The sequence below is a fragment of the Streptomyces sp. NPDC039423 genome (assembly GCF_055598725.1).
In genome coordinates, this window is sequence record NZ_JBVKAH010000003.1 from 543,813 (window position 1) to 569,588 (window position 25,776).

Below are 25,776 nucleotides of genomic sequence, written 5' to 3' on the forward strand. Positions count from 1 at the left end.
CTCCCCCGGCGCCCGGGTCTCCGGGCCCCGGGGGGGACGGGACGGATGGTCAGCGGGTGGTGGCCGGGGCGGGGGTGGCGGGGCGGGCGGTGAGCCGTTGGTGGACGAGGCGGGCGATGTCGGCGAGGGTCAGGCCGTTGCCCATCAGTTCGGCGGGTGAGACGGCCAGGTCGAAGCGGTTGCGGACGGCGACGAGGAGTTCGGCGCCCATGAGGGAGTCCATTCCGTAGTCCTCCAGCCGGCGGCTCGGGTCGATGCCGTCGCCGCTCATGTGCAGTACGCCCGCCAGCAGGGTGACGAGGGCCGCGGTGATGGCGGCCTCGGCCTCCTGGGGCGCCATGTGGGCCAGTTGCGCCGGCAGGTCGGCCCGCGCGTGGTCGCCGTCGTCCGTGGCGTCCGGTACGAGGGCCCGGAAGCGGGCGCCGCCCAGCAGGGGGAGCAGCCCCTTGACGCGCCCCCACTCGCACCGCTCGACGCCGGCGACGGCGGTGCCGGCGACCAGCGACGGGCCGGCCGCCGTGAGCGCCTCGTCCGGGACGGCGGGCACCATTCCGCGGCGCGCGACGGCGTGCTCCAGGTCGTGGCGGGCGACGTACCCGGTGTCCGCGATCGCGCCCCACGCGAGGGTCGTGGCGGGCAGTCCGGCCGCCGCGCGGTGGCGGGCGAGCGCCTCCAGGTAGGCGTTGCCGGCCGCGTAGGGGGCCTGGCCGACGTTGCCGACGGAGGCCGTGAGGGAGGAGTAGGCGACGAACAGGTCGAGCGGCCGGTCACGGGTGAGCCGGTCCAGCAGGGCGCCGCCCGTCGTCTTGGGTGCCAGGACGGCGGCGGTCCGTTCGTCGGTGAGCTCGGTCAGGGGCGCGTCGTCCAGGTGCATGGCGCAGTGCACCACGCCCCGCAGGGGGTGGCCGGTGGCGTCGACGTCCCGCAACAGGCGCCGTACGGCGTCCGGGTCGGTGATGTCGGCGGCGTACGCGGTCGCCCGTACGCCCCGTTCGGCCAGGCGCGCCAGGACGGCTTCCGCCTCCGGGGCCCGCTCCCCGCGCCGGCTCACCAGGGCCAGGTGCCCGGCGCCCAGGCGGGCCAGCCGGTTCGCGGTCGCGGCGCCGAAGCCGCCGAGCCCGCCGGTGACCAGGTAGGTGCCGGACGGGTCGAGGCACGGTTCGTCGGGTCCGGTGGTGACCGGGACCGGTTCGTCCAGGGGGTCGAAGGTGACGACGACCTTGCCGGTGTGGCGGGAGTGCTGGAGGAGGCGGAAGGCCTCCTCGACGCGCGCGGCCGGGTACGCGGTGTAGGGCAGCGGCCGGTAGGTGCCCGCCGCCACCCGGTCGGCCACCTCGGCGAAGAGGCCGGCGTTGCCGGGCGCGTCCAGCGGCAGGGTGTTGAGGTCGACGCCGAAGAAGGCGATGTTGCGGTCGAAGGGGCGCATCGGCAGCGGCCTGTCCTCCAGGATGTCCCGCTTGCCGAGTTCGACGAAGCGCCCGCCGGGCCGCAGCAGTTCCAAGCTCCGGGCGAGGGCCTCGCCGGCCAGGGAGTTCACCACGACGTCGACGCCGGTGCCGTCGGTGAGGCGGCGCACCTCGGGCGCGAAGTCCAGGCCGCGGGAGTCCAGGACGTGGGCGACGCCCTGGGCGCGCAGCCAGTCCCGCTTGGCCTCGGTGCCCGCGGTGGCGATCAGCCGGGCGCCGTGGGCGCGGGCGTACTGGAGGGTGGCGATGCCGATGCCGCCGGCGCCGCCGTGGACGAGGACGGTCTCGCCGGGTGCGAGGCGGGCGAGGCGGTGCAGACCGTGGTGGACGGTGGCGTGGACGACCGGGAGGGTCGCGGCCTCCGCGAAGCCCATTCCCTCGGGCACCCGGCCCAGAGACCGCTCGGAGGTGACGGTGTGCGAGGCGAGCGCGGCGGGGGCGAGCCCGTACACCCGGTCCCCGACGGCCCACCGGGTCACGCCGCGGCCGACCTCGGTGACGACACCGGCGCACTCCAGCCCGGGGCCGAGGGCGGTGGGGGTGCCTTCGACCGCTTCGGGGGGCAGCAGCCCGTTGGCCGTCAGCGTGTCGCGGTAGTTGAGCCCGGCGGCGCGCACGGCGATGGTGACCTGTCCGGTGCCGGGCCGTGCGGGAGTGGCGCGTTCCCAGCCGAGGCGGTAGCCGAGGCCGGGGTCGCAGACGCGCAGGGTGAAGGGCCCGGCCGGTGCGGCGGACCGGGTGAGGCCGGGCCGGGCGTGGCTCTCGCGCGGGACGAAGCGGCCGCCCCGGGTGAGCACGATCTCGTCCTCGTCGCCGGGGTCGAGCAGCTCGGCGACCAGTCGCCGGGCGTCCGCCCCGAGGTCGTCGCCGCGCTCCAGGCTGACCCGGCGGATGCCGAGCCGGGGTTGCTCGTTGGCGAGGGTGCGGGCCGTGCCCCACACGGCGGCGTCGCCGGGGAAGGCGGGGTTCTCGGGGGCGGGCAAGAGGCCGCTGGGCCGGGTGACGAGCCACAGCCGCAGCGTGACGTCCTCGGGCAGGCCGTCCCGGCAGACCCCGGCCAGGTCGCGCAGGAGGGCCGTCCGGCGGGTGGCCTGGGCGGTCAACCGGACGGGGTCGGTCTCCGGTGCGGCGAACAGCAGGACGAGAGTGACCTCCCGGGCGCCGGACGCCAGCAGCCCGGCGAGGGTCTCCGGGGCGGAACCGGCGGCGGCGGTCAGGACGGCGGCGGCCGGGCCGGAGGCTGAGGCGCCGTCCGCCGAGGCTCCGGTCGCCTCCCGGAGGCGGTCGGCCAGCGCCCGGCCGGCCTCGCTCTCCTCGTCGGTCTCGACGGCGACGGCCCAGGCGGTGTCCGGTCCCGGGGCGGCCGGGGGCGGGGGCGGGGCCGGGTCGCCGGTGGGGGCGGCGGCGAGGAGCACGGAGCAGCTTTCGCCCGTCGGGCGCCGGTCGTCGCCGGTGACGACGACGTCGGTGAAACCGCACTCGGCCAGCAGCGGCGGCCACTGGTCGCGGGCGAGGAGGACGGAGTGGGGCCGCAGGTGCGTGTCCGCACGCTGCCAGAAGCTCTCCAGGGTGCCGAAGAGACCGCTGAGCTCCTCCGGGTCGTGCGGCTCCAGCGCCAGCAGCAGCCCGCCCGGCGCCAGGAGGGCGCGGACCCGGCGCAGCGCGGCGGTCAGGTCGGTGGTGGTGTGCAGGGCGTGCGCGGAGACGACCAGGTCGTACGCGCCTTCGGGGAAGCCCTGGGCGGTGGGGTCGGTGTCGAGGTCGAGGGTGCGGTGGTCGAGGAAGTCGTAGGCGGCGAAGCGGTGTTCGGCGCGGGTGAGGAAGGCGGCGGAGACGTCCGTGTACGTGTAGTGGGTGCGCTCCGGCGGGAGGAGCGGCAGCAGGGCGGCCGTGGTGCCACCCGTTCCGGCGCCGACCTCCAGGACCCGCAGCGGCCGGTCGGCCGGCCAGGCGGCGACCAGGGAGCGCACCAGCGTCTGGGCGATGCGGTTGTGGAACCGGGTCACCGGCGACAGGTCGTAGACGTGTTCCAGGGCGATCGCGTCGGCGGCCACCAGTTCCATGGGGTCCCGGGTGCCGCGGAGCAGCGCGTCCAGGTGCCGGGCCCGCCGGGCGCAGAGCGCGGCCTCCGCGCTGAAGGCCGGGTGGTCCGAGACGAGGGCGCGCAGGAGTTCCCCGCCCCGGCGGACCCGGTCGGTCAGGTACCACCGTCCGTCCGGGAGCGGTGCGAGCAGACCGTGCCGCTCCAGCGCCGGGAGCATCAGGTCCACCAGCGAACGGTGCCTGGACCGGAGGCCGCAGCGGATGAGCGTCCGGGTGTCGAAGGCCGTGCCCGGGCCGGGCAGGAAGCCGTCCAGCACCTCGGCCCAGACGTGGGCGAGGGCCTCCTTCGCCCGGGTGGAGAACCGGTCGTGCGGCATGTCCCGCCAGGCGGTGCGCAGCGCGGCGATCCGCTCGGCGGCCGCGGCGGCCAGGCCGGACGGCGTGGGCGGGGGTGCCGAGGGCGCGGGGTCGCCGGGCCGGGGGGCGGCGCGCAACTCGGTCCGGCGGACCATGAGGGGCGCGGGGTCGGCCTCGGTGAGCCGGCGCAGGCGGCAGCCCTCCATCTCCACGGTGACGGTGCCGTCGTCGTCCGTGACGGTGACGTCCCAGCAGACGTCGGTGGCGGTGCGGGACCGCTCGCGGACGTGCACCAGGCCGGTGGCGGCGGGGGTGCGCCAGACGCGTACGGCGCCGACGGCGGACGGCAGGTGGGCCGACCGGGCGGCCGGGTCGTCGTACAGCAGGGGTGCCCCGGCTTGCAGGGCGCCGTCCAGGAGGGCGGGGTGGACCTCGTACTCCCGTGGCTCGCGCCCGTCGCCGGCGGGGGCGTGCCGGTAGGCGGCGAGCACCTCGCCGCGTCCCACCCGCAGTTCGGTCAGCACCTGGAAGGCGGGCCCGTAGGACAGGCCGGCCCGCTCGCAGGTCCGGTAGTGGTCGGGGCCGGTGACGGTGCGCCGGCACCGGTCGCGCACGGCGGTGGGGTCCAGGGGTTCGGGGCGCGGGTCGAGCAGGGCGCGCACCCGGGCCCGTACATGGGCGCGGGGTTCGGCGGCGCGCGCGTCGGTGCTGGTGATCGTGAGGATGCCGTCGTCCGGTGTCAGCGTCACCTGGGTCCGCAGCCGGCCGGGGTCGGGCCAGGGCACGGCGAGCGGGCGTTCGATGCGGAGGTGGGACACCTCGACGGGGCTGCTTCCGGTGCGCCGGCCGGCGGCCAGGGCCATCTCCACGTACCCGGTGGCGGGCATGACGACGGTCCCGGAGACGCGGTGCCCGGCGAGCCACGGGACCAGGGCGGGATCGACGGCGCCGGACCACAGGGGCTGCGGTGCCGGGATCCGCTCGCCGAGCAGGGGGTGGTCGACGCGGCCGTCGCCGCCGGTGCGCAGCACCCACTGCTCCGGTGTGCCGTTCCAGTGGCGTTCGCGCTGCCACGGGTAGGCCGGGAGGTCGGCGGGCCGGGCGGGGTGCGGGAAGTGGCGGTTCCAGTCGACGCCGGCGCCGGCCGCGGCGAGCGCGGCCAGGGCGTCGGCGACGGCGGCCACGCCGTCGGAGTCGCGGTGCAGGGTCGGGACGTACGCGACCGGGGCGTGCGCACCGGTGGCGCGCCGCACGTAGGGGCGCAGCACCGGATGGGGGCCGACCTCCAGGACGACGCGGGGCCCGTCGGTGAGCGCGTGCTCGACCGCCCGCGCGAAGCGGACGGGTTCGCGGACGTTGCGCCACCAGTAGTCGGCGGTCAGTTCCTCGCCCCGCACGGGGGCGCCGGTGACGGTGGAGATCATCGGCAGGCGGGTGGCGGTGGGGGTGAGGCCGGTGAGGGCGTGCGCGAGGGGTTCGCGCAGCGGGTCCATGGCGGCGCTGTGGAAGGCGTGGTCGAGGTCCAGGTCGCGGAAGAAGACCTGGCGGGCGGCGAGCCGGTCGCCGAGGTCGGCGAGGGCGTCGGGGTCGCCGGCGACGGTGACGTCCCGGGCGCCGTTGGTCCCGGCGATCTCCAGGAGGCCCTCGTACGGGGCGATGGCCGCCAGGGCGTCCGCCTCGCCCAGGCCCACGGCGGCCATGCGCCCGCTGCCCGTGGTGGCGGCCTGGGCACGGCTGCGCTCGGCGATCACGCGGGCGGCGGACGGCAGGTCCAGTGCCCCGGCGGTGTGGGCGGCGGCCACTTCGCCGACGCTGTGCCCGATGACGGCGGCGGGGCGCACGCCGCGGTCGGCGAGCAGGGCGACCAGGGCGGTCTGCACGGTGAACAGCATCGGCTGGGCGATCTCGGTGCGTTCCCACCGGTGGGCCTCGCCCGTCTCCAGCCGTTTGGCCACCGACCAGCCGAGGTGGGGGGCGAGGGCCGTGTCCGCCTCGTCGACGGCCGCCCGGAAGACCGGCTCGCGTGCCATCAGGTCGGCGGCCATGCCGGGCCACTGCGAGCCGTTGCCGGAGAAGACGAACGTCACGCCGCCGGGCCCGGTCGCCTCCCCGACCGCGCCGGCCGAACGGACCGCTTCGGCCGAGTCGGCCGAGTCGGCCGAGTCGGCCGGGCCGGTGGCGGCCGTCCGGGGCGTGGCCTCCGGGCCCTCGTCGCCCCCGAACAGGTGCGTCAGCCGCGCCGCCGCCTCCGGGGCGCCGGTCGCGAACACGACGGCGCGGTGGGGGTGCGCGTCCCGCCGCAGGCAGCTTGTGCGGGCGAGGTCGTAGAACTCCTCCGGCCCGGCGGTGGCGAGGCGTTCGGAGACCCGGGCGGCCGCCTCGCGCAGTGCCCGTGCCGACCGCGCCGAGACGAGCACCGGCAGCGGCCGGCCGTCCGCGGGGGTGGCCTGCCGGGGCAGCGGGGCGGGGGCGGGCGGCGGGGTGAGCACGACGTGGGCGTTGGCACCGCCGAACCCGAAGGAGTTGACGCCCACGGCGGACCGTTCGGTCACCGTCACCGGGTGCGGCTCGACGGCCGGGGCCAGTCCGAGGCCCGCGAAGTCGATGTCCGGGTGGAGCGGCGAGGCGTGCAGGGACGCGGGGACGTGTCCGTGGCGGAGCACCAGCAGGGCCTTGAACAGTCCGGCCACGCCGGAGGCGGGTTCCAGGTGCCCGAGGTTCGACTTGACCGAGCCGAGCGGCAGCGCTCCGCCGCCGCGCCGCCGCCCCAGCGCGTTGCCGACGGCGCGGGCCTCGACGGGGTCACCGGCCTGGGTGCCCGTGCCGTGGGCCTCGAAGTACACCAGGTCGTCCGGGTCCACGCCCGCCTCGCCGTAGACGGTGCGCAGCAGTCGCTCCTGCGCGCTCGCGCTGGGCAGGGCCACGCCCTGGGTCCGGCCGTCGCAGTTGGTGCCGGAGCCGCGGATCACGGCGTGGACGCGGTCGCCGTCGGCCAGGGCGTCGGCCAGGCGCTTGAGGACGACCACTCCCCCGCCCTCGGCGCGTACGAAGCCGTCCGCCCGGGCGGAGAAGGCGGCGCACCGCCCCCGCTTCGACAGCATGGCGGCCTGGGCGAAGCCCACGTAACACAGCGGACCGGTCAGGATGTTGACGCCGCCGGCCAGGACGGCGCGGCCGCCGCCCTCGGCGAGGAAGCGGCAGGCGCGGTCGAGCGCGACGAGCGAGGAGGAGCAGGCCGTGTCGATGGCCATGCTGGGTCCGCGCAGATCGAGGACGTGCGACAGGCGGTTCGCCCCGAGCGCGCTCGCCGCGCCGAGCATGGTGTAGGGGTCGACGTCGTCGGTGAGGGAGAGCTGGAGCGTGCCGTAGGAATGGTCGGACATTCCGATGAATACGCCGGTGTCCGATCCGGCCAGTGAAGAGGCGGGAATTCCGGCGTCGTCCAGGGCCTCGACCGCCAATTCCAGCAAGAGCCGGTGCTGGGGGTCCATTTGCGCCGCTTCTCTGGGTGAGATGCCGAAATAGGCGGCGTCGAACCCGGCGATGTCGGAAAGGAATCCGCCCGCGGCCGTGTACGACTTCCCCGGCCGGGGCGCGGCCGGGTCGACGAACCTCCGTACGTCGAAACGGTCGTCGGGGACCTCGCCCACGAGGTCGCGTCCGTCGTCCAGGGCGCTCCACAGTCCGGCCAGGTCGGCGATGTCCCCGGGGAGCCGGCATCCGGCACCGACCACGGCGACGGCGGGCCCGCGACCCTCGACGTCGGAAAATCCCATGAATACGCCTCCCGTAGAAATCGACGGCCGTGGTCGGCACGGTGCTCGGCACTGCAACCTACGGCCGTCGGCGGAAGACGCCCGCCCCACACGCCGGACTCCGCCGGATCGGGGCACTTCCCCCGGCGGGAAATCGTCCGCGTGGCCCGGGGACGGCAGGGACGGGCGGTCAGCCGGTGGGAACGGATTCCTCCCGGGCCACCAGCCGGGAGAGTTCGACGCGGGAGCGGACCCCGAGGAGCGCGAAGACGTTGCGCAGGTGGTGGTCGACGGTGCGCGGGCTGATGGACAGCCGCACGGCCACCTCCCGGTTGGTCGCCCCCTCGGCGACGCACCGGGCGATCCTGAGCTGCTGCGGGGTGAGGCACGCCAGCGGGCCGGCCGTCCCGGGCGCGGACGCCCCGCCGGTCGCCCGCAGCTCCGCCCGGGTCTGCTCGGCCCACACCGCGGCGCCGGAGCGCTCGAAGGCGCAGAGCGCGTCCAGCAGCCGGCCCCGGGCCTCGCGGGGCCGCCGTCGGCGCCGCAGCCACTTGCCGTACAGCAGCAGGGTGCGGGCGCGCTCGAAGTCACCGCCCGCCCGTTCGTGCCGGGTGAGCGCGTGCCCGTAGAGCGCCTCGGTCTCCGCCGCCGGGGCGAGCAGGGCGCGGCAGCGGGCGAGCTGCGCGGGCGCCTGCGGGTCGGCGCCCAGGGCCGTCCAGAGGGCGAACTCCTCGACCGCGGTGCCGGTGTCGGCGTCCCACCGGCCCGCGAGCACGGTGGCCTCGACGAAGCACGGCGCCATGAGCATCCGTACGGCGAAGTGGCCGCGCCGGTGCCCGGGGCGCACCAGGGGACCCAGCCGGGCGGCGGCCTCCGGGGCCAGGCCACGGGCCAGGTCGGCGCGGGCGCGGGCCCATTCGGCGAGCGAGGCGGCCTGGGTGAGCCCGTGCGGAGCCGCGGCCTGCTGGACGGCGCCGGTGTGCGCGGCGAGCGCCGGGCCGTCGCCCTCGATGGAGGCGACCAGGGCGAGTACGGCGTGGTGGTGGGCCACCACGTTGCGCTGGCCCGCGCGGTGGGCGGCCCGCAGGCCCTCCTCGGCGTGGGCGCGGGCGCGGGCGTGCCGCCCGGCCCGCAGCTCGGCGTAGGCGAGGTGTTCCAGGGCCTGCGGGACCAGGGTGGTGATGCCGCGAGCCCGCGCGACCGCCAGCGCGCGGGCGTTGACCCGGCACGCGGCGGTGATGTCGCCGAGGACGAGCGCCGCGGCCCCGGCGCGCATCAGCCGCGCCGGATCGGCGTCGTCCGCCGTGCGGTCGAGGGCGCGGCGCAGCGGTCCGCGCGCCTCGTCGAACCGGCCGCCCAGCGCCGCGACCATCCCGGCGCGGAAGTCCTCGTCGTACGGATCGGGACCGGCCGGTCCGGTTCCGAGGGCGGCCAGGCACGACGGCACGTCACCGGCCGCCCAGGCCGCCTCCATGGCGCCGAACCGGGCGTCGCGGGCGCCGGCCGGGTCGTGCCGGTCGAGCAGGGCGGCCGCCAGGAGCAGGGCCTGGTGGGCGTCGCCCACGGGGCCGTCGCGCAGGGCGAGGGCGCCGCGCACGAGTTCGGCGCCGCCCCGCACCGCGTCGTCGTGGCCGGCCGTGCCCCGCTGGGCCGCCGCCAGCAGCTCCCGTGCCCGGCGCGGCCGGCCACCGAGCCTGGCGTACTCGGCGGCGGCCGTCAGCCGGGCGGCGCGGTCGCCGTCGGTGCCGGTGAGGCCGGCGGCGCGGGCGAACGCCAGGGACCGCTGGTGGGGTTCGGCGGGCGCGTCGGGGTCGGCCGCGGCGGCCGCGAGCTCGGCGGCGAGCCGGGGGGCGGGCCCGTCGGCGGCCAGGGCGCGGTGCGACAGGCGGGCGAGCCGGTGGCGTTCGCCGTCGAGGGCGGCGGCCAGGAGCGTGTGCGCCGCGCGGCGGCGGGTGAGCGGGGCGCCCCGGTGGACGGCGCGGCGCACCAGCGGGTCGTCGAAGCGGATGCGGTCGCCGGTGCCGCGGGCCACGCCCGCCACCTCGGCCGCGTCCAGCGCGGCCGGGTCGAGACCGGCGGCGTGCGCGGCGCGCAGCACCAGGGCCGCGTCGGCGCCCCCGCCGTCCGGTTGCCCCTCATGGGCGGCGGCCACCAGTAACAGCAGGTCGCGGGTGGCCGCGGGCAGTTCGGCCAGCCGGGCGCCCACGACGCCCGTCAGGGCGGGGCCGTCCGCGAGCGGCCGGGGCAGCGGGGCGTGCCCGGAGAGCTGTGCGGCGGACAGCCGGCGGGCCAGAGCGGTGAGGAGCGCCGGGTTGCCCTCCGCCTCGTGCAGCAGTTCCTCGCGTACGAGGGGGTCGGCGGCGCCGCCGGTGAGGTCGTCCAGCAGGCCGCCGGCCGCCCGGTCGGTCAGCGGGCCGAGGTGAAGCAGCGGCAGACCGGCGAAGTCGGGTGCGGTGGCCCGGTGGGCGGCCACCGAGAGCAGCAGGCCGACGGCGGGCGCGGAGTCGACGCGCCGGGCGGCGAAGCCCAGGGCGGCGCGTGAGGCCGGGTCCCACAGGTGGGCGTCGTCGACGCAGACCAGGAGGGGCCGGCGGGCGGCGGTGGACCGCAGCAGGTCGAGGAGGGCGGTGGGCGGCAGTCCGGTGTGCAGGATGCCGCCGGGCGATGGGGCGGGGGCGGCGGAGCACGGGGCGGCCGGGGCGGGTGCCGGGTCGCCGGGAGCGCCCGATAGGGGGGCGGCGGTGGGGGCGGTGCTCAGCAGGGCGTGCAGCCCGCTGTGGGCGAGGTGGCGTTCGGCGGGCGCGGCTCGGGTGTGCAGGACGGTCCCGTCGGTGACGCCGGCCGCCGCCCGGTCCAGCAGGGCGGTCCGCCCGAGGCCGGGTCCACCGGCCACGAGCAGCACGCCGGACCGGCCGGAGCGCAGGCGTTCCGACAGGGCGGCGACGGCGTCCAGTTCGGCCTCGCGGCCGTGCAGGCGCGGAGCGGTCCGAGCGGTCGTCTTCGTGGTCACGCCGATCACGTTACTTGCGCGTAACGAGTGCCGGAAGCCTGGCGTCCACCGGCTTCACCGACCCGGTGAACCCGCGTCGACCTGCGGAGACGATGCGCGTGGGGTGGTTCCGGTGGGCGCGTCCCCAAGCGCGGTGGGCCAACTCTGTGCGCGTGCACAACCAGGGCCGGCGGCGGCCGCGGGGTGCGGTCGCCGCCGGCCGGGCGGTGCGGTCAGGAGGTGTGCGGTGCGGTCAGGAGGTGTGCGGACAGGTGCCGCGGTACTCCTCGATCGTCAGGCTGGGGCGCGGGAGGGGGCAGAGGAACTGCTCGTAGCGGGTGTCATTGTCGATGAAGCGCTTGAGCCACGAGATGCTGTACTTCGCGATGGTGGTGTCCGAGGTGTTGGGCGTGAAGTGGGTCGCGTTGTTCAGCTCCAGGTACGCCTTGTCGAGCGTGCCGGGCAGCGACTCGTAGAACGGCTCCGAGTGCGTGGCGACGGGCGCGATCGTGTCGCCGTCCGCGCCCACGACCAGGGTCGGGGTGCGCAGTTCGGGCCAGGTCTTGTCGGTGTTCCAGCCGGTGAGCGGGATCGCGGCCTGGAGGGAGGGCCGGCTCTTGGCGGCCTCCAGGGTGCCGCCGCCGCCCATGGAGTGCCCCATGACGCCGAGCCGGGTGCTGTCGATCCGGCCTCTGACCGTGCTGCGCTGGGTCAGGTAGTCGAGGGCGGCGAGCAGTTGGCGGCCCCGGCTGTCGGGCTGGTCGAGGGTGCTGAGGGTGTCGATCGTCATGACGACGAACCCCTGGGAGGCGAGTCTCGGGCCCAGCCAGGCGATGGACGACTGGGTGCCGGTGAAGCCGGGGGAGATGGCGATCGCCCCGAACGTCCCGTCCGCGGTGGTGGTGGGGTAGTAGATGGTGCCGCCGCCGAAGCCGGTGACGCTCAGCGAGGAGACGCCGGTCTGCGAGACGGCGTAGGGCCCGCGGAGGGCCTCGATGCTCGCGGTGCTGGGAGCGGGGCCCCGCTCGTAGGGGTTGTCCGCGGCCTGGGCGCCGGTGGTCATGGCGCTGCTGAGGCCGGTGACGGCCAGGAACGCCACCAGGGCCGCCGTGAACGGCCGGTGGCGGCGCCGGCGCGCGGCGGAGGCGGTGGTGGCGGGCTGCTGGGTGGGGTGGGCGGCGCCGAGGGGGGTGCCGGCGGGTGCGTGCTGCACGACGGAGTCGTCCTCTCTGTCGTGGCGGCTGCGGCCCGGAGCGGCCCGGTCCGCATCGCCGTGGCGGGTGGGGGTGCCACTGTCACGGCGGCCCGGGGGCTGCGGCATCGGTGTAATCGCCGGTCTCGGCGGCGGGAAAAACGCGGCGACGCGGTCGGTACGGGTTTGCCAGACTGGCGCGGATGAACGACGTACAGCGTTTCCGGTCGGCGGTGATCGCCTGGGCCGCGGGCGGCGAGGACGCCCCGGCGGCGGCCGTGGCGGCGCGCGAACTGGCCGCGCGGGCCCGGCCGAAGAAGGTCCTGCTGGTCGAGGGTCCCAGCGACCGGGTCGCGGTGGAGGCCCTGGCCGCGTGCCGGGGCCGGGACCTGGACGCGGAGGGCTTCCCGGTCGTCCCGCTCGGTGGCGTGACGAGCATCGGCCGGTTCCTGGAGGTGGTGGGGCCCCGGGGGCTGGGGCTCGGTCTGGCCGGGTTGTGCGACGTGGCGGAGGAGCGCTGGTTCCGGCGCGGGCTGGAGCGGGCCGGTCTCGGCGGCGGCCTCGGCCGTGCCGGCATGGAGCGGTGCGGTTTCCACGTGTGCGACGCCGACCTGGAGGACGAGCTGATACGGGCGTCGGGCGCCGAGGCGGTGGGTGAGGTCATCGCCGCCGCGGGGGAGCTGCGCGCCTTCCGCACCTTCCGCAACCAGCCCGCGCAGCGGGACCGGCCGGTCGAGCGACAGCTCCACCGGTTCATGGGCACGCACAGCGGCCGCAAGGCCCGGTACGCGCGGCTGCTCGTGACGCGTCTGGACCCGGAGCGCGTCCCCGCACCGCTGACGCGCCTGCTCGCCGACGCGACGGCCTGACCCGCCCGGCCGCCGGCCCGCCGGGGCGCCACCACCGGCCCGCTCCGGCGAGCGGGAACCGGAACCGGGCTCAGGCTCGGGCTCGGGCTCGGGCTCCGGACCGGTGAGGTATACGCACCGCGGAGGATGTGCTGCCGCCGCCCTGCCCCTACGGTGCTCAGCAGGCACCGAACCACCAGGAGGGCAGTCGGATGATCGAAGAATCCGGGACCGATCACTGGACGGACCGGGAGGCGGACGCGGGACTGACCGTCTTACCGGGGTTACCCGCCGGCCTCCCCGCCGGTTTCCGGGCCGCCGCGTCGCCCTGGGAGCGCCGCGCCCCGTGGGAACTGCGGGAACGGGCCCACGGCATGCCCGACTGGGCGGCCCAGGACGAGTGGTCCTCCCCCACGTTCCGCTCCCCGTCGTGCTGACGGCTCCCGGAGCGCCGCCTCCGTCACGCGTGGGAGAGCGCGAAGGAGACGAGGAAGCCGCAGACGGTGATCAGCCCGATGCCCAGGTGCGCGTCGTCGAACGCCTCCGGGATCATCGTGTCCGCGATCATCGCCAGGATCGCCCCGGCGGCCACGGCCGTCACCGAGGCCACCACGGCCGTCGGCAGGGCGCCGACCACCGTGTAGCCCAGCACCGCCGAGACGGTGCTCGCCACCGCGATCGCGCCCCACACCCCGAAGACGTACCCCTTGCCGCGGCCCGCCCGCTTCATGCCCGCTGAACTCGACAGCCCCTCCGGCACATTGCTGAGGAACACCGCGGCGACCGTCACCGTGCTCACCGCCCCGCCGTCGAGCAGGCTCACCCCGATGGCCGCCGACTCCGGTACGCCGTCGAGCAGGGCGCCCAGGGCCAGGGCGAGGCCGGAGCCGCCGGCCTGCGCCTCCGAGGGCTGGGCCTGCCGGTGCCCGGACCGTTTGCGGTGGCGGCCGCCGCGCCGGGCCAGCCACAGGTTGCCGGCCGTGTAGGCGACGGCGCCCGCGACCGTGCCCACGGCCGCGGGCGCCAGACCGCCCTGTTCGTAGGACTCCTCCACCAGTTCGAACGACACGGCGGACAGCAGGACGCCCGCCCCGAACGCCATCACCGACGCGATCAGCCACCGGGGCACGGGCACCGCGAACCCCACCAGCGCGCCCAGCAGGAGCGCCGAACCCGCCACTCCACCCCACAGAGCCGCTTGCACCACTTCAGTCATGCCGTGCCTCATACCCACCGGGGCGGCCGCCGTTCCTCCCGGGCGGGTCGCATGTGCGGCGGGCCCGCCGTACCCCCGGAGCCGTTGACCGGGCGGTGGTGGACGCGCTGGTCAGGGGCTGTTTCCCGGGTGGCGGCCGGACGGGCAACAGGAAACCCGTCGACCCGGGCGGACCCCGTGGACAGTCTGGAGTCGTCAGCGCTCCACACGACCCACCAAGGGGGAAACATGCGCAAGATGATGCGGACCGTCGCGGCGCTCGCACTGGCCGTCGGGACGATGACCACCGTAGGCGCGACCCAGGCCCAGGCGGCCGAGGCGGCCGCGAGCCACGGGTGCCCGTCAGGGTACGTCTGCCTCTACCCGGGTGCGGGCTGGAACAACGACCGGCCCACGCACACCTACTACACCTACGGGGCCCACAACCTCAGCAACATGTACGGCACCTACCGCATCTACAACAACCAGACCGGCGGGGCCACGGTGCGGACCTGCACCGGCTACAACGGCACCGGCTGCCAGGGCTACCTGCCGGCCGGCTGGTACATCGACAAGGACATGACGCCCATCAACTCGATCACCCTCCAGCCGTAGTCACCGGCCTCCCCACCCGAGGGACAGCTTCCGGAACCGCCCGCGCGGCGGTTCCGGAAGTCCTGTTCCCGCCACACCGGCCCGACGACTTGGCCGGTTGTCGGACCCCCGCTGTAGCCTGGGCACCTGTCATCTCACGATCCGGGCGCGCCTTGCCAGGGGGATGCTTTGGGGGATCCGGACCGCGGACGGAAGACCGACCGTCCGTACGCAACCGACCGATCGCACGAGAGCGAAAGTCCGCACGCGACCGAGAGTCCGCACGACACCGGCCGTCCGCGCGGAACCGGCCGTCCGCGCGAGTCGCCCGGGGACACGGCGGCGCCCTTCTCCGCGCGGCTGAGACACCTGCGACTGGAGCGCGGGCTGTCGCTGGCCGATCTGGCTCGCCGGACGCACTACAGCAAGGGCTACCTCAGCAAGATCGAGACGGGCGCCAAGCGGGTCACCTTCGACGTCGCACGCCGGTGCGACCAGGTCCTGCGGGCGGAGGGCGAGCTGCTGCGCCTGGTACGGGAGGGGCCCGCGCCCCCTCCCCCGCCGGGCGAACCACCGGACGGACCCTGCCCCTACCGGGGGCTGTCGGCCTTCACCCCCGAGGACGCGGGGTGGTTCTTCGGCCGGGAGCGGGCGACGGCCGCGCTGGTCGAGCGGGTCTTCGAACGGATCGGTTCCGGCCCGGTGTTGCTGGTCGCCCCCTCGGGCGCCGGGAAGTCGTCGCTGCTCAACGCCGGTCTCGTACCGGCCCTCCGGCGCGGTGGCGGCTTCCCGATGCCGGGTGCCGACGAGTGGCCCGTGGTGCTGTGCACGCCGACCGCACAGCCCCTCCAGGAGCTGCTCGACCGCACCGCAAAGGCCGTGGGGAGCGACCTCGGGGTCAGTACGCGGGAGCTGCGCGACCGGCCCGGGGCGCTGCTCGACGCGGTGCGGCGGCTCTCGGACGGCCGGTCCGCGCCGGAGCCCGGCGACCGGCCGGCGCCACCCGTCCGGCCGGTGCTGATCGTCGACCAGTTCGAGGAACTGTTCACCCTCTGCCCCGACGAGGACGAGCGGCGCGCCTTCGTCCGGGTGCTCACCGCGCTCGCCGCGTCCCCGCCCGAGGCGGCCGGCCAGGACGCCGCGGCCGTCGTGATCGGGGTGCGGGCCGACTTCACCGGCAACTGCCTCGAACTCCCGGAACTCGCACCGGTGTTCACCGGCGGTCTGTTCGTGCTGCCGCCGATGTCGGTGGCGGAGCTGCGCGAGTCCATCACCGGCCCGGCCGGGCTCGCCGGCGTCACGCTCGAACGGGGCCTGGTCCCCCTGCTGCTGCGGGACGCCGGACTGCGCGAGGCGGGCGCCGGCGAGCCGGGCCGGGCGGCGGAACACGCGCCGTCCGGTGCCCTGCCCCTGGTGTCGCACGCGCTCATGGCCACGTGGCAGCGGCGTGAGGACGGCACGCTGACGGTGGCCGGTTACGAGGACACCGGCGGCATCCAGGGGGCGATCGCCCGTACGGCGGAGGACGTGTTCGCCCGCCTCTACCCGGCCGAGCAGAGGACCATCCGCCGGATCCTGGTGCGGCTGGTCCATGTGGAGGACGGCACCGGGGCGACCCGGCGCCGCACGAGCCGGACGGCCCTGCTGGAGCAGCTGACGGACGCGGACGGGGCGGCGGCCGCGCTGGACGCGTTCGTACGGGCCCGGCTGATCACCGTGGACTGCGACACCGTGGAGATCACCCACGAGGCGCTGCTGCACGCCTGGCCCCGGCTGCGCGGCTGGATCCACGCCGACCGGGCGGGGCTGCTGGCGCACCAGCAGCTCACCCACGCGGCGGAGGACTGGGAGCGCGAGGGACGCGACCCGTCCGCCCTGTACCGGGGGACCCGGCTGGACACGGTGCGGGCCTGGGCACAGGAGTGGGAAGGCATCGGCCGGCTCGGCCCGCGGGAGGCCGCCTTCCTCCGGGCCAGCCGGGCCGAGGAGGACGCGCGGGCCGAGCAGGCACGGCGTCAGGTCCGGTGGCAGCAGCGGATGCTGGCCACGCTCGTGGTCCTGCTGGCCGTGGCCCTGACGGCCGGGGGCGTGGCGTACCAGCAGCGCGCGGGCGCGCTGGACCAGGAGCGGGCCGCCCGTTCGCAGGCGCTGGCCGCGCGGTCCACGTCGCTGGCCGCCGGTCAGCCGGAGGCGTCCATGCTGCTCGCCGAGGAGGCCTACCGTACGGCGCCCACGACCGAGGCGCGGGGGGCGCTGCTGAGCACCCAGGCGCAGCCCTTCTCCGGCCGGCTGCGCGGGCACGACGGGCCGGTGAACGCCGTGGCGTTCGCGCCGGGCGGCCGGCTGCTGGCGTCGGCGAGTTCGGACGGGACGGTGCGGCTGTGGCGGGTGGCCGACCGCTGGACCGGTGCGGCGCTGCCGGTCCCCGGGCGGGTGCGCTCGGTCGCCTTCGGCCCGGACGGGCGGGTGCTCGCGGTGACGTCCACGGACGGGCCGGTGCGGCTGTGGGACACGGCGGCGGACCGGCCGGTGCCGGCGGGCGCGCTGCCCGCGCGCACGGCAGGGGCCCGGGCGGTGGCCTTCGCCCCGCGCGGGCGGACGCTGGCCGTCGCGGGCGCCGACGGCACGGTCGGACTGTGGGACGTCGGTGGCGCCCGGCCCCGGGCGGCGGGGACGCTGCGGGGCCATCGGGGGCGCGTCAACGCGCTGGCGTACGCCCCGGACGGGCGGACGCTCGTGTCGGCCGGCTCGGACCGGACCGTACGGCTGTGGGACACCGCCGGCGACCGGCCGCCCGCCGTCCTCGGGGAGCACACCGACGAGGTGCTGGGAGCCGCGTTCGCGCCCGACGGGGGGACGGTCGCCACCGGGGGCATGGACCGGACGGTGCGGCTGTGGGACACCCGCTCGCACCGTGCCGTGAAGACTCTGACCGGGCACGACGACGACGTCAACGCGGTCGCGTACACCCCGGACGGCACGAGGGTGGTCAGCGCGGGCGGCGACGGCACGACCCGGCTGTGGGACGTGCGCGGCGGCCGGCCGACCGCGACGCTGACGGGGCACACGGACTATGTGCTCGGGGTGGCCGTGGACCCGCGCGGCGCGGTGCTGGCCACGGCCGGGTTCGACCAGACCGTGGTGCTGTGGGACCTGCGCGGTCCGGTGCTGACGTCGCACCCGTTCACCGAGGTCCTCCGGGCCGCCTACAGCCCGGACGGGAAGCTGCTGGCCGCCGCCGGCGCCGATCACACGGTGCGGCTGTGGGACGTGACGGGGCGCCGGCCGCCCGCGACGCTCACCGGGCACCGTGAATCGGTGTACTCGGTGGACTTCTCGCCCGACGGGCGGACCCTGGCGTCGGCCGGCTCCGACGGCACGGTCCGGTTGTGGGACGTGGCCGGGCGCCGCCCGCTGGGCGCGCTCACCGGGACGCACGGGGACGTGTTCTCGGTGGTCTTCGCCCCGGACGGGCGGACCCTGGCGTCGGCCGGCTCCGACCGTGCGGTGCGGTTGTGGGACGTGGCCACGCGCCGCCACCTGACCGCGCTGGCCGGCCACACGGACTTCGTCAACGACGTGGTGTTCAGCCCCGACGGGCGCACTCTGGCGAGCGCCGGTGACGACCTGGCGGTGCGGCTGTGGGACGTCGGCACGCGCCGGCCGCTGGCCGCGCTCACCGGGCACACGGGCGCGGTGCGCGGTGTGGCGTTCGCCCCGGACGGGGGGTTGCTGGCGAGCAGCGGCAACGACGGGACGGTGCGGCTGTGGGACCCCCGGCTGCGGCGCCCGGTGGGGGCGCTGACCGGTCACACCGGTTCCGCGCGGGGCATCGCCTTCTCCCCCGACGGGCGGACGCTGGCCAGCAGCGGCAACGACCGCACGGTGCGGCTGTGGGACGTCGGCACGCGCCGGCTGTGGGCGGCGCTGACGGGTCATACGAACGCGGTGTGGGGCGTCGTCTTCTCCCCCGACGGGCGGACGCTCGCCAGCAGCAGCAACGACGGCACGGTCAGGCTGTGGAGTCCGGACGTGGGTGCCCGGCTGGCGGAGGTCTGCCGGGTGCGGCAGCGCGCCGGTCCCGGGGGCCGGGAGCCGTCGGCGTCCGGTCTGCCGGTGGCCTCCGGCACGGCGTGCGCCGACGGCTGACACCTGGTCACCGGGGGTTTCCCGGGTGTTTCCCGTTGCCCGTCCGGGTGGGCGACGCGGAAGTGTCGACGGGCCCGGGCCACGCCCGTCAGGCTGCTGTCCGGCAGCACGTCCACACGGAACAGGGGTTTCGCATGCTTCGCCGCTCCGGTCTCATCGGCACACTCCTCGCCTTGGTCGCCCTGTTCCTCTGGGCGCCCGGGTCCGCGTCGGCGGCGGCCGACGACACGTGCGGCGTCCGGGCGCCGGGGGCCTCCGCGGCGGCCGAGCGGGCCGTCGCCGCGGCCTGCGCGCAGGTCGCCGCGGGCGTCTGGTACACGTGGGGCGGCGGGCACGGCCCGCGGCCCGGTCCGACGTACGGTCAGGTGGACCCGACCGACCCGGCCAGCGAACACGACCCGGAGCGGCTCGGCTTCGACTGCTCCGGTCTGGTCCGCCACGCCTACGCCGAGGCCACCGGGTCGGACCCGCTCAACGGGGACGCCAGTGCCCAGTTCTACACGCACCGGGCCGCGGAGCGTTTCACCGCCGCCCAGGGCCTGGCCCCGCTGCTGCCGGGTGACCTGCTGGTCTGGGGCACGTCCCGGGACCTGCACCACATCGCCATCTACCTGGGTGCCGGCAAGATGGTGGAGGCGCGGCAGTCCGGCACCAAGCTGATGGTCAGCGACGTCCGGCTGACCGGCGGCTACTTCGGTGCCGTCCGGGTCGACACCGGTCCGGTGTCCGGCCCCCTGTTCCGGACCTGGGGCACCGGCGTCTGGACCAAGGCGGAGCCGTCGACGAAGGCCGCCCGGGTGTACGCCTTTCCCGGTCCGACGACCATCCGCGTCCAGTGCCAGAAGCACGCCGAGAAGGTCACTTCCGACGGCTACACCAACGACGCCTGGTCCTACCTGCCCGACTACAAGGCCTGGGTCACCAACATCTACATCCAGGGCCCCGCGTGGCTGAAGGACGTCTCCACCTGCACCTTCTGACGCACCTGAACCGCCGTTCGCACCAGTGACCGCCACGGGGGTCGGCCACTGGTGCGAACGGCACGTCAGGGCCGGTAGCGCAGCGGGTGATCGGCGGGCACCTCGGTCAGCACGATGCGGTGGCCGTCCGGGTCGGCGATCCACATCTCGATCAGGCCCCAGGGCTCCCGCACCGGTTCCCGCAGCACCGTCACCCCCCGCCCGGTCAGCTCCTCGTGGGCGGCGGCGCAGTCGGCGACCTGCATCCACAGGCGCAGCGTGCCGGTCGGCGGCTCGTCCGACCGGCCGGACACCTCCAGGTACCCGCCGCCCAGGAAGTAGACGGTCCCGCGCTCCGGTCCGGTACCGAACTCGCGGTAGACGGCCAGGCCCAGGGTCTCGCCGTAGAAGACGCGGGAGGCGTGCGGATCGCGGGGCCGCAGCAGGACCCTGCTGCTCAGTACGTGCACCATGGGGCGACCCTACGCCGCGTCCTCCGTGGCGCGCCTGCCCGAGCGGCGGCGCCGGATGTCTTGACTGCCCGGGCCGCAGCGGCGATCCTCTTCCACGCTTTATGAGGACATGACAAGCACATGACCAGTGCCGCGGCCGCCGGACGGCCCCCCGTCCCGGCGTCCGGCGGTGCCCCTCCGGCCGGGACAGGACACGGGTGATGACCTCGTCGCTACGCTCGCACGGCAGGGTGAAGGTCCTCGCGGCCCTCTCCCTGCTCCTCACACTGGTGGCCCTCGGGCCCGCGCCCGCCGTGGCCGGCGCCTCCCCCGCCTCCGGGTGGTGGGATCCGGTCGCCCGGCCCGCCCCCGACTCCCGGGTGGGCGTCACCGGCGAACCGTTCAGGGGCACCGACGCCCAGGGGCGGGTGCGCGGCTTCGTCGACGCGCACGACCACCTGATGTCCAACGAGGCCTTCGGCGGCCGGCTGATCTGCGGCAAGCCCTTCTCGGAGCTCGGGGTCGCCGACGCGCTCAAGGACTGCCCCGAGCACTACCCCGACGGCTCCCTCGCCGTCTTCGACTTCATCACCAAGGGCGGCGACGGCAAACACGACCCCCACGGCTGGCCGACGTTCAAGGACTGGCCCGCCCACGACTCCCTCACCCACCAGCAGAACTACTACGCCTGGGTGGAGCGCGCCTGGCGCGGCGGCCAGCGCGTCCTCGTCAACGACCTGGTCACCAACGGCGTGATCTGCTCGGTCTACTTCTTCAAGGACCGCGGCTGCGACGAGATGACCTCCATCCGCCTCCAGGCCCGCAAGACGTACGAGATGCAGGCCTTCGTCGACCGGATGTACGGCGGCCCCGAGAAGGGGTGGTTCCGGATCGTCACCGACTCGGCACAGGCCCGGGAGGTGATCGAGCGGGGCAAACTGGCCGTGGTACTGGGCGTGGAGACCTCGGAGCCGTTCGGCTGCAAGCAGATCCTCGACGTGCCGCAGTGCGGCAGGGACGACATCGACCGGGGCCTCGACGAACTGCACGCGCTCGGTGTCCGCAGCATGTTCCTGTGCCACAAGTTCGACAACGCCCTGTGCGGCGTCAGGTTCGACGAGGGCACCCTCGGCACGGCCATCAACGTGGGCCAGTTCCTGTCGACGGGCACGTTCTGGAAGACCGAGAAGTGCGCCGGCCCGCAAGCCGACAACCCCATCGGCCTCGCCGCGGCGCCCGGGGCGGAGAGCAAGCTGCCGCCCGGGGTGGCGGTCCCCTCGTACGCCGCCGGCGCGCGCTGCAACACCCGGGGGCTGAGCGCGCTCGGCGAGTACGCGCTGCGGGGCATGGCGCGGCGGGGAATGATGGTCGAGATCGACCACATGAGCGTCAAGGCGGCGGGCCGCGTCCTGGACGTCCTGGAGGCCGAGTCGTACCCCGGCGTGATCTCCTCGCACAGCTGGATGGACTCGGACTGGACGGAGCGGGTCTACCGCCTCGGCGGCTTCATCGCCCAGTACATGCACGGCGCCGAGGGCTTCACCGCCGAGGCCCGGCGCACCGACGCCCTGCGCGAGAAGTACGGCGTGGGCTACGGCTACGGCACCGACATGAACGGCGTCGGCGGCTGGCCGGGCCCCCGGGGCGCCGACGCCCCCCACCCGGTGCGCTACCCGTTCCGCAGCGCCGACGGGGGCTCGCTCCTCGACCGGCAGACCACCGGTGAACGCACCTGGGACCTCAACACCGACGGCGCCGCCCACTACGGACTGGTGCCGGACTGGCTGGAGGACATCCGGAGCGTGGGCGGCCAGGACGTCGTCGACGACCTGTTCCGCGGGGCCGAGTCCTACCTCACCACCTGGGGCGCCTCCGAGCGCCACCGCCCGGACGAGAACCTGGCCGCCGGGGCCGCGGCCTCGGCGAGCAGCGCCGAGTGGAACCCCTTCACCAGCTACGCGCCGGCCCGTGCGGTGGACGGCGACCCGCGCACCCGCTGGGCGAGCGACTGGCGCGACCCCCAGTGGCTGGCGGTCGACCTGGGCGCCACGCGCACGGTCGGGCGGGTCACCCTCGACTGGGAGCGCGCGTACGCCAAGGCGTACCGGATCGAGGTGTCCGCCGACGGGGCGGACTGGCGGACCGTCCTGTCCACCACCACCGGTGACGGCGGCCTGGACACCGCGCGGTTCACCCCCGTGCCGGCCCGGCACGTCCGGCTGACGGGCCTCGCGCGCGGGACCGGATGGGGCTACTCGCTGCGCGAGGTCGGCGTGTACGGCCGCTGACCCCCGCGCCCGCGCCTACAGTGCCCAGCCAGTCGTCGTCGGCAACGGCAGGAAAGAGGGCATCGGCGTGCACTGGGCATACATCGGCTCGTTCACCTCCGGGGGCGGCCGCGGCATCACGGTCGCGGCCGTCGACCCGGCGACCGGGGCGCTCACCCCGCACACGAGCGTCGCCACCGTCGTCAACCCCTCGTCCCTCGCGTTCGCCCCGGAGACGAGGACGCTGTACGCGGTGGCCGACACGGATCCGGGCACCGTCACGGCCTTTCGCGCCGGGGCCGACGGGAGCCTGACCCCGCTGGGCCCCCCGGTCCAGGTGGCGGGCGCCGGCCCCACCCACCTCGCCGTGGCCGGTGGCCGGCTGTTCACCGCCAACTACGGCTCGGGGAGCGTCAGCGGCCTCGCGGTGGGCCCGGACGGGAGCGTCACGGGGCCCCCGGCCGTACTGGCGCACCACGGTGCGGGCCCCGACCCCGAGCGGCAGCGCGGGCCGCACGCCCACCAGGTGCTCCCCGCCCCCGGCGGGCGGTGGGTGCTGGGCGTGGACCTGGGCACCGACGCGGTGCGGGTGTGCGCGCCCGGCCCGTCGGGGGAGCTCCGGGTGCACACGGAGACGGTGCTCCGGGCCGGGTCCGGGCCGCGTCACCTCGCGTTCCACCCGGACGGCGAGGAGGTGTACGTGCTGCACGAGCTGGAGCCGCAGATGACCGTCTGCCGCTGGGACGGGGCGGCCGGGCGCCTGGAGCCGCTCGCGGAGGTGGCGGTCGACCCGGAGGGCGTGCCCGCCGGGGAGCGGGTGTACCCCTCGGTGGTCGCCGTCTCCCCCGACGGCCGTTTCGTCCGGGCCGCGGTGCGCGGCAGCAACCGGATCCTGACGTTCTCGCTGGCCGACGGGCCGGGGAAGCCGCGGCCGGCCGGCGCGGTGGACTGCGGTGGGGTGTGGCCGCGCGATCTGGTGGCCGGCCCGGGCGGGCGGCTGTACGTCGCCAACGAGTGGTCCGGCGACGTCACCTGGTTCGACGTGGACACGGAGAGCGGTGAGCCGCGGCGCGGCGGCGCGGTGGAGGTGCCGGCCGCCGCGTGCGTGGTGTTCGCCTGACCTCAGCGGCCGTGGCCGCCCGGCCGGATCGACGCCTTGGACTGCACGGCGTCCAGCGTGTGGACGGCCTCGTCCACCACGTGCTGTCCGGCCTTGCCGTCGACGCCGACGTGGACCCGGTCGACGAGTCCCTCGTTGAGCGAGTCGGCGTGGGCGGTGCCGGGGACGGCGAGGGCGGCACCGGTGAGGGCGAGCAGGACGAGGGTGTGCTGCGCGGCGCGTGACATGCCCGGCCAACGACCGCCGCGCCGCCCGGGTCACCACCGCCGTCGCCCGTACGGCGCAGTCCGGGGCACCCTTCCGCCGGCGGGGCGCGGTTCCGCCGGCGGGGCGCGGTTCCGTGGCCGCCGCTTCCCTCGCCGGCCGGCCGGGTTCAGTCGCCGGCGCGGTCCAGCTCCTCGTCGAGGGCGAGGGCCGCCATGATGAGCGCCACGTGCGTGAAGGCCTGCGGGAAGTTGCCCAGTTGCTCGCCGCTCGGCCCGATCTCCTCGGCGAACAGCCCGACGTGGTTGGCGTAGGTCAGCATCTTGTCGAACGCGTACCGCGCCATGCCGAGCCGGCCCGCGCGGGCGAGGGCCCCGGCGTACAGGAAGCTGCACAGGGAGAAGGTGCCCTCGTCACCGCGCAGCCCGTCCGGTGAGGCGAGCGGGTCGTAGCGGTGGACCAGGCTGTCGGAGACCAGCTCGGCCTCCATGGCGTCCAGGGTCGACAGCCAGCGGCGGTCCTTCGGGGAGAGGAAGCCCACCACCGGCATCAGCAGCAGGGAGGCGTCCAGCACCTCGGTGTCGTAGTGCTGGACGAACGCCCGGCGCCGGGCGCTCCAGCCGCGTTCCATGACCTGCTCGAAGACGGCGTCCCGCGCGGCGGTCCAGCCGGCGACGTCGGCGGGGCGGGCCAGGTCGCGGGCCAGCCGGATGCCCCGGTCGAAGGCCGTCCAGCACATCACGCGGCTGAAGGTGAAGTGGTGGCGGCCGCCCCGGGTCTCCCAGATGCCCTGGTCGGGCCGGTCCCAGGTGCGGGCCAGCCAGTCCAGGAGGGCGGCGAGGCCGCGCCAGCCGTCGTATCCGGCGAGCTGGGCCGCGTCGTGGGCGTGGCTCAGCGCGAAGGCGACCTCGCCGTAGATGTCGAGCTGGAGCTGGCCGGCCGCGTCGTTGCCGACCCGTACCGGGGCGGACCCCCGGTAGCCCGCCAGGTGACCGAGGACCTCCTCGCCCAGCTCCGGGTCGCCGTCCACCCGGTACATGATCTGAAGCGGCTCCCCGGTCACCGTCGCGCCCGCCGCCACGCGGGCGCCCAGCCAGCGCCGGAAGGCGTCCGCCTCCTCCTCGTACCCGAGGTCCAGCAGCGCCTTCACGGACAGGGACGCGTCGCGCACCCAGGTGTAGCGGTAATCCCAGTTGCGCTCGCCGCCGAGGCGTTCGGGCAGGCCCGCGGTGACGGCGGCCACGGGCGCGCCGGTGGGGGCGTACGTCATCAGCTTGAGGGTGATCGCGGACCGGTTGACGACCTGCTGCCAGCGGCCCCGGTACCGGCTGCGGCGCACCCAGCGGTGCCAGTGGTCGTACGTGGCGCCGAACGCCTCCCGGACGGTGTCCGCGGTCGGCCGCGGGGGCGGCGGCGGGTCGGTGCCGGGGCAGACGGTCAGTACGGCCGCCGCCCGCTGCCCCTGGCGCAGGGTCAGCTCCGCCCGGACGTCCCCGTGGCCGCGCGGGTCGCGCAGCAGCCGCGGGGGCTGGGCCGCCTCGCCGCCGAGGTGCAGGAAGACGGTGGTGTCCGGGCCGGTGAAGCGGGCGGTGTCGTGGTCGAGGTCGAGGCGGTGCGGGGCCCGTCCGTAGTCGAACCGGGGCCGGCACTCCAGCCGGAAGCGGACCTCGCCGCGGGTGACGCGCAGGATCCTGACGATCCGTTGCCGGTCGCCGGGGCCGGTCCCGGCCGGCGGCATGAAGTCGACGACCTCGCCGACGCCCTCCTCCGTCATGAACCGGGTGACCAGGACGGCGGTGTCGGCGAGGTAGAGCTGACGTGTCGTCGCCCCGTCGGCCCGCGGGGTGATGGCGAAGTGGCCGCCCCGGTCGTGGTCGAGCAGGGCGGCGAACAGGCTGGGCGAGTCGAAGCGGGGCGCGCAGAACCAGTCGAGGACCCCGTCCGACGAGATGAGGGCGGCCGTCCGCAGGTCGCCGACGAGCCCGTGGTCGGCGATCGGTGGGTAGCGGCGCATGGCGGTCCCTTCGCGAGCTCGCCCGTCACCCCACGCTACGTCCGGGCGCACGGCCGTGCACGCGGTGCGGCGCGGGCGGACGCCCCGCGGGAGCATGGCGGCGGTAGGGCGGTGGTACGGGACGCGGACGGGCTTCGGGCCGGCGCGGGTTCACCCTTCGGGCGGCGCGGGA

The 25,776-nt window shown here is 76.1% G+C and carries 14 protein-coding genes; 7 read left to right on the forward strand and 7 right to left on the reverse strand.

What is annotated here, in order from left to right:
• Positions 1 to 49: 49 nt before the first annotated feature.
• The 3 genes from ACZ7LK_RS13200 to bdeA all read right to left on the reverse strand — a co-directional run bounded on the left by ACZ7LK_RS13200 (position 50) and on the right by bdeA (position 11,823).
• Positions 50 to 7,642 (reverse strand): SDR family NAD(P)-dependent oxidoreductase, encoded by a 7,593-nt coding sequence (locus tag ACZ7LK_RS13200; RefSeq protein ID WP_471140322.1) that lies wholly within the window; start codon positions 7,640 to 7,642, stop codon positions 50 to 52.
• Positions 7,643 to 7,811: 169 nt separating this feature from the next.
• Positions 7,812 to 10,631: a helix-turn-helix transcriptional regulator gene (locus ACZ7LK_RS13205; RefSeq protein WP_471140324.1), complete on the reverse strand. Its 2,820-nt coding sequence runs from the start codon at positions 10,629 to 10,631 to the stop codon at positions 7,812 to 7,814.
• Between the two features lie 232 nt (positions 10,632 to 10,863).
• The gene (gene bdeA, locus ACZ7LK_RS13210; protein ID WP_471140327.1) at positions 10,864 to 11,823 is read right to left on the reverse strand and encodes a bis(hydroxyethyl) terephthalate hydrolase; all 960 of its coding nucleotides are present in this window, start codon (positions 11,821 to 11,823) and stop codon (positions 10,864 to 10,866) included.
• 182 nt (positions 11,824 to 12,005) lie between these two features.
• Here bdeA and ACZ7LK_RS13215 point away from each other — a divergent pair, with 182 nt between their 5' ends.
• Positions 12,006 to 12,671 (forward strand): TOPRIM nucleotidyl transferase/hydrolase domain-containing protein, encoded by a 666-nt coding sequence (locus tag ACZ7LK_RS13215; protein ID WP_392272783.1) that lies wholly within the window; start codon positions 12,006 to 12,008, stop codon positions 12,669 to 12,671.
• A gap of 191 nt (positions 12,672 to 12,862) precedes the next feature.
• Positions 12,863 to 13,087 carry a hypothetical protein gene (locus ACZ7LK_RS13220; protein ID WP_392272782.1) on the forward strand — a complete coding sequence of 75 codons (225 nt, stop codon included), beginning with the start codon at positions 12,863 to 12,865 and terminating at the stop codon, positions 13,085 to 13,087.
• A 23-nt stretch (positions 13,088 to 13,110) separates the two neighbouring features.
• On the opposite strand, the gene ACZ7LK_RS13225 is transcribed toward ACZ7LK_RS13220, so the two are convergent.
• The gene (locus ACZ7LK_RS13225) at positions 13,111 to 13,866 is read right to left on the reverse strand and encodes a ZIP family metal transporter (protein ID WP_392272781.1); all 756 of its coding nucleotides are present in this window, start codon (positions 13,864 to 13,866) and stop codon (positions 13,111 to 13,113) included.
• A 228-nt stretch (positions 13,867 to 14,094) separates the two neighbouring features.
• On the opposite strand from ACZ7LK_RS13225, the gene ACZ7LK_RS13230 reads away from it, so the two are divergent.
• The 3 genes from ACZ7LK_RS13230 (at position 14,095) to ACZ7LK_RS13240 (ending at position 19,568) form a co-directional block, all read left to right on the forward strand.
• Complete coding sequence (locus ACZ7LK_RS13230) at positions 14,095 to 14,460, forward strand: hypothetical protein (RefSeq protein WP_469463445.1); 366 nt, start codon at positions 14,095 to 14,097, stop codon at positions 14,458 to 14,460.
• A gap of 168 nt (positions 14,461 to 14,628) precedes the next feature.
• Entirely contained in the window at positions 14,629 to 18,588 is a 3,960-nt protein-coding gene (locus tag ACZ7LK_RS13235; RefSeq protein ID WP_471140331.1) for an nSTAND1 domain-containing NTPase, read from the forward strand.
• Between the two features lie 134 nt (positions 18,589 to 18,722).
• Complete coding sequence (locus ACZ7LK_RS13240; protein ID WP_392272778.1) at positions 18,723 to 19,568, forward strand: C40 family peptidase; 846 nt, start codon at positions 18,723 to 18,725, stop codon at positions 19,566 to 19,568.
• Between the two features lie 65 nt (positions 19,569 to 19,633).
• Here ACZ7LK_RS13240 and ACZ7LK_RS13245 read toward each other — a convergent pair whose 3' ends face one another.
• Positions 19,634 to 20,020: a VOC family protein gene (locus ACZ7LK_RS13245; protein ID WP_392272777.1), complete on the reverse strand. Its 387-nt coding sequence runs from the start codon at positions 20,018 to 20,020 to the stop codon at positions 19,634 to 19,636.
• Positions 20,021 to 20,220: 200 nt separating this feature from the next.
• Between ACZ7LK_RS13245 and ACZ7LK_RS13250 the strand changes: the two genes are divergently transcribed.
• On the forward strand, positions 20,221 to 22,287 hold the full coding sequence (locus ACZ7LK_RS13250; RefSeq protein WP_471140335.1) for a discoidin domain-containing protein: 2,067 nt from the start codon (positions 20,221 to 20,223) through the stop codon (positions 22,285 to 22,287).
• A 67-nt stretch (positions 22,288 to 22,354) separates the two neighbouring features.
• Positions 22,355 to 23,386, forward strand: coding sequence for a lactonase family protein (locus tag ACZ7LK_RS13255; RefSeq protein WP_469463440.1), 1,032 nt, complete (start codon positions 22,355 to 22,357; stop codon positions 23,384 to 23,386).
• A 2-nt stretch (positions 23,387 to 23,388) separates the two neighbouring features.
• On the opposite strand, the gene ACZ7LK_RS13260 is transcribed toward ACZ7LK_RS13255, so the two are convergent.
• Both ACZ7LK_RS13260 and ACZ7LK_RS13265 read right to left on the reverse strand, forming a co-directional pair.
• Positions 23,389 to 23,613, reverse strand: a complete 225-nt coding sequence (locus ACZ7LK_RS13260; protein ID WP_471140338.1) for a hypothetical protein — start codon at positions 23,611 to 23,613, stop codon at positions 23,389 to 23,391.
• A gap of 146 nt (positions 23,614 to 23,759) precedes the next feature.
• Positions 23,760 to 25,604: a glycoside hydrolase family 15 protein gene (locus ACZ7LK_RS13265; RefSeq protein ID WP_471140341.1), complete on the reverse strand. Its 1,845-nt coding sequence runs from the start codon at positions 25,602 to 25,604 to the stop codon at positions 23,760 to 23,762.
• Positions 25,605 to 25,776 lie beyond the last annotated feature (172 nt).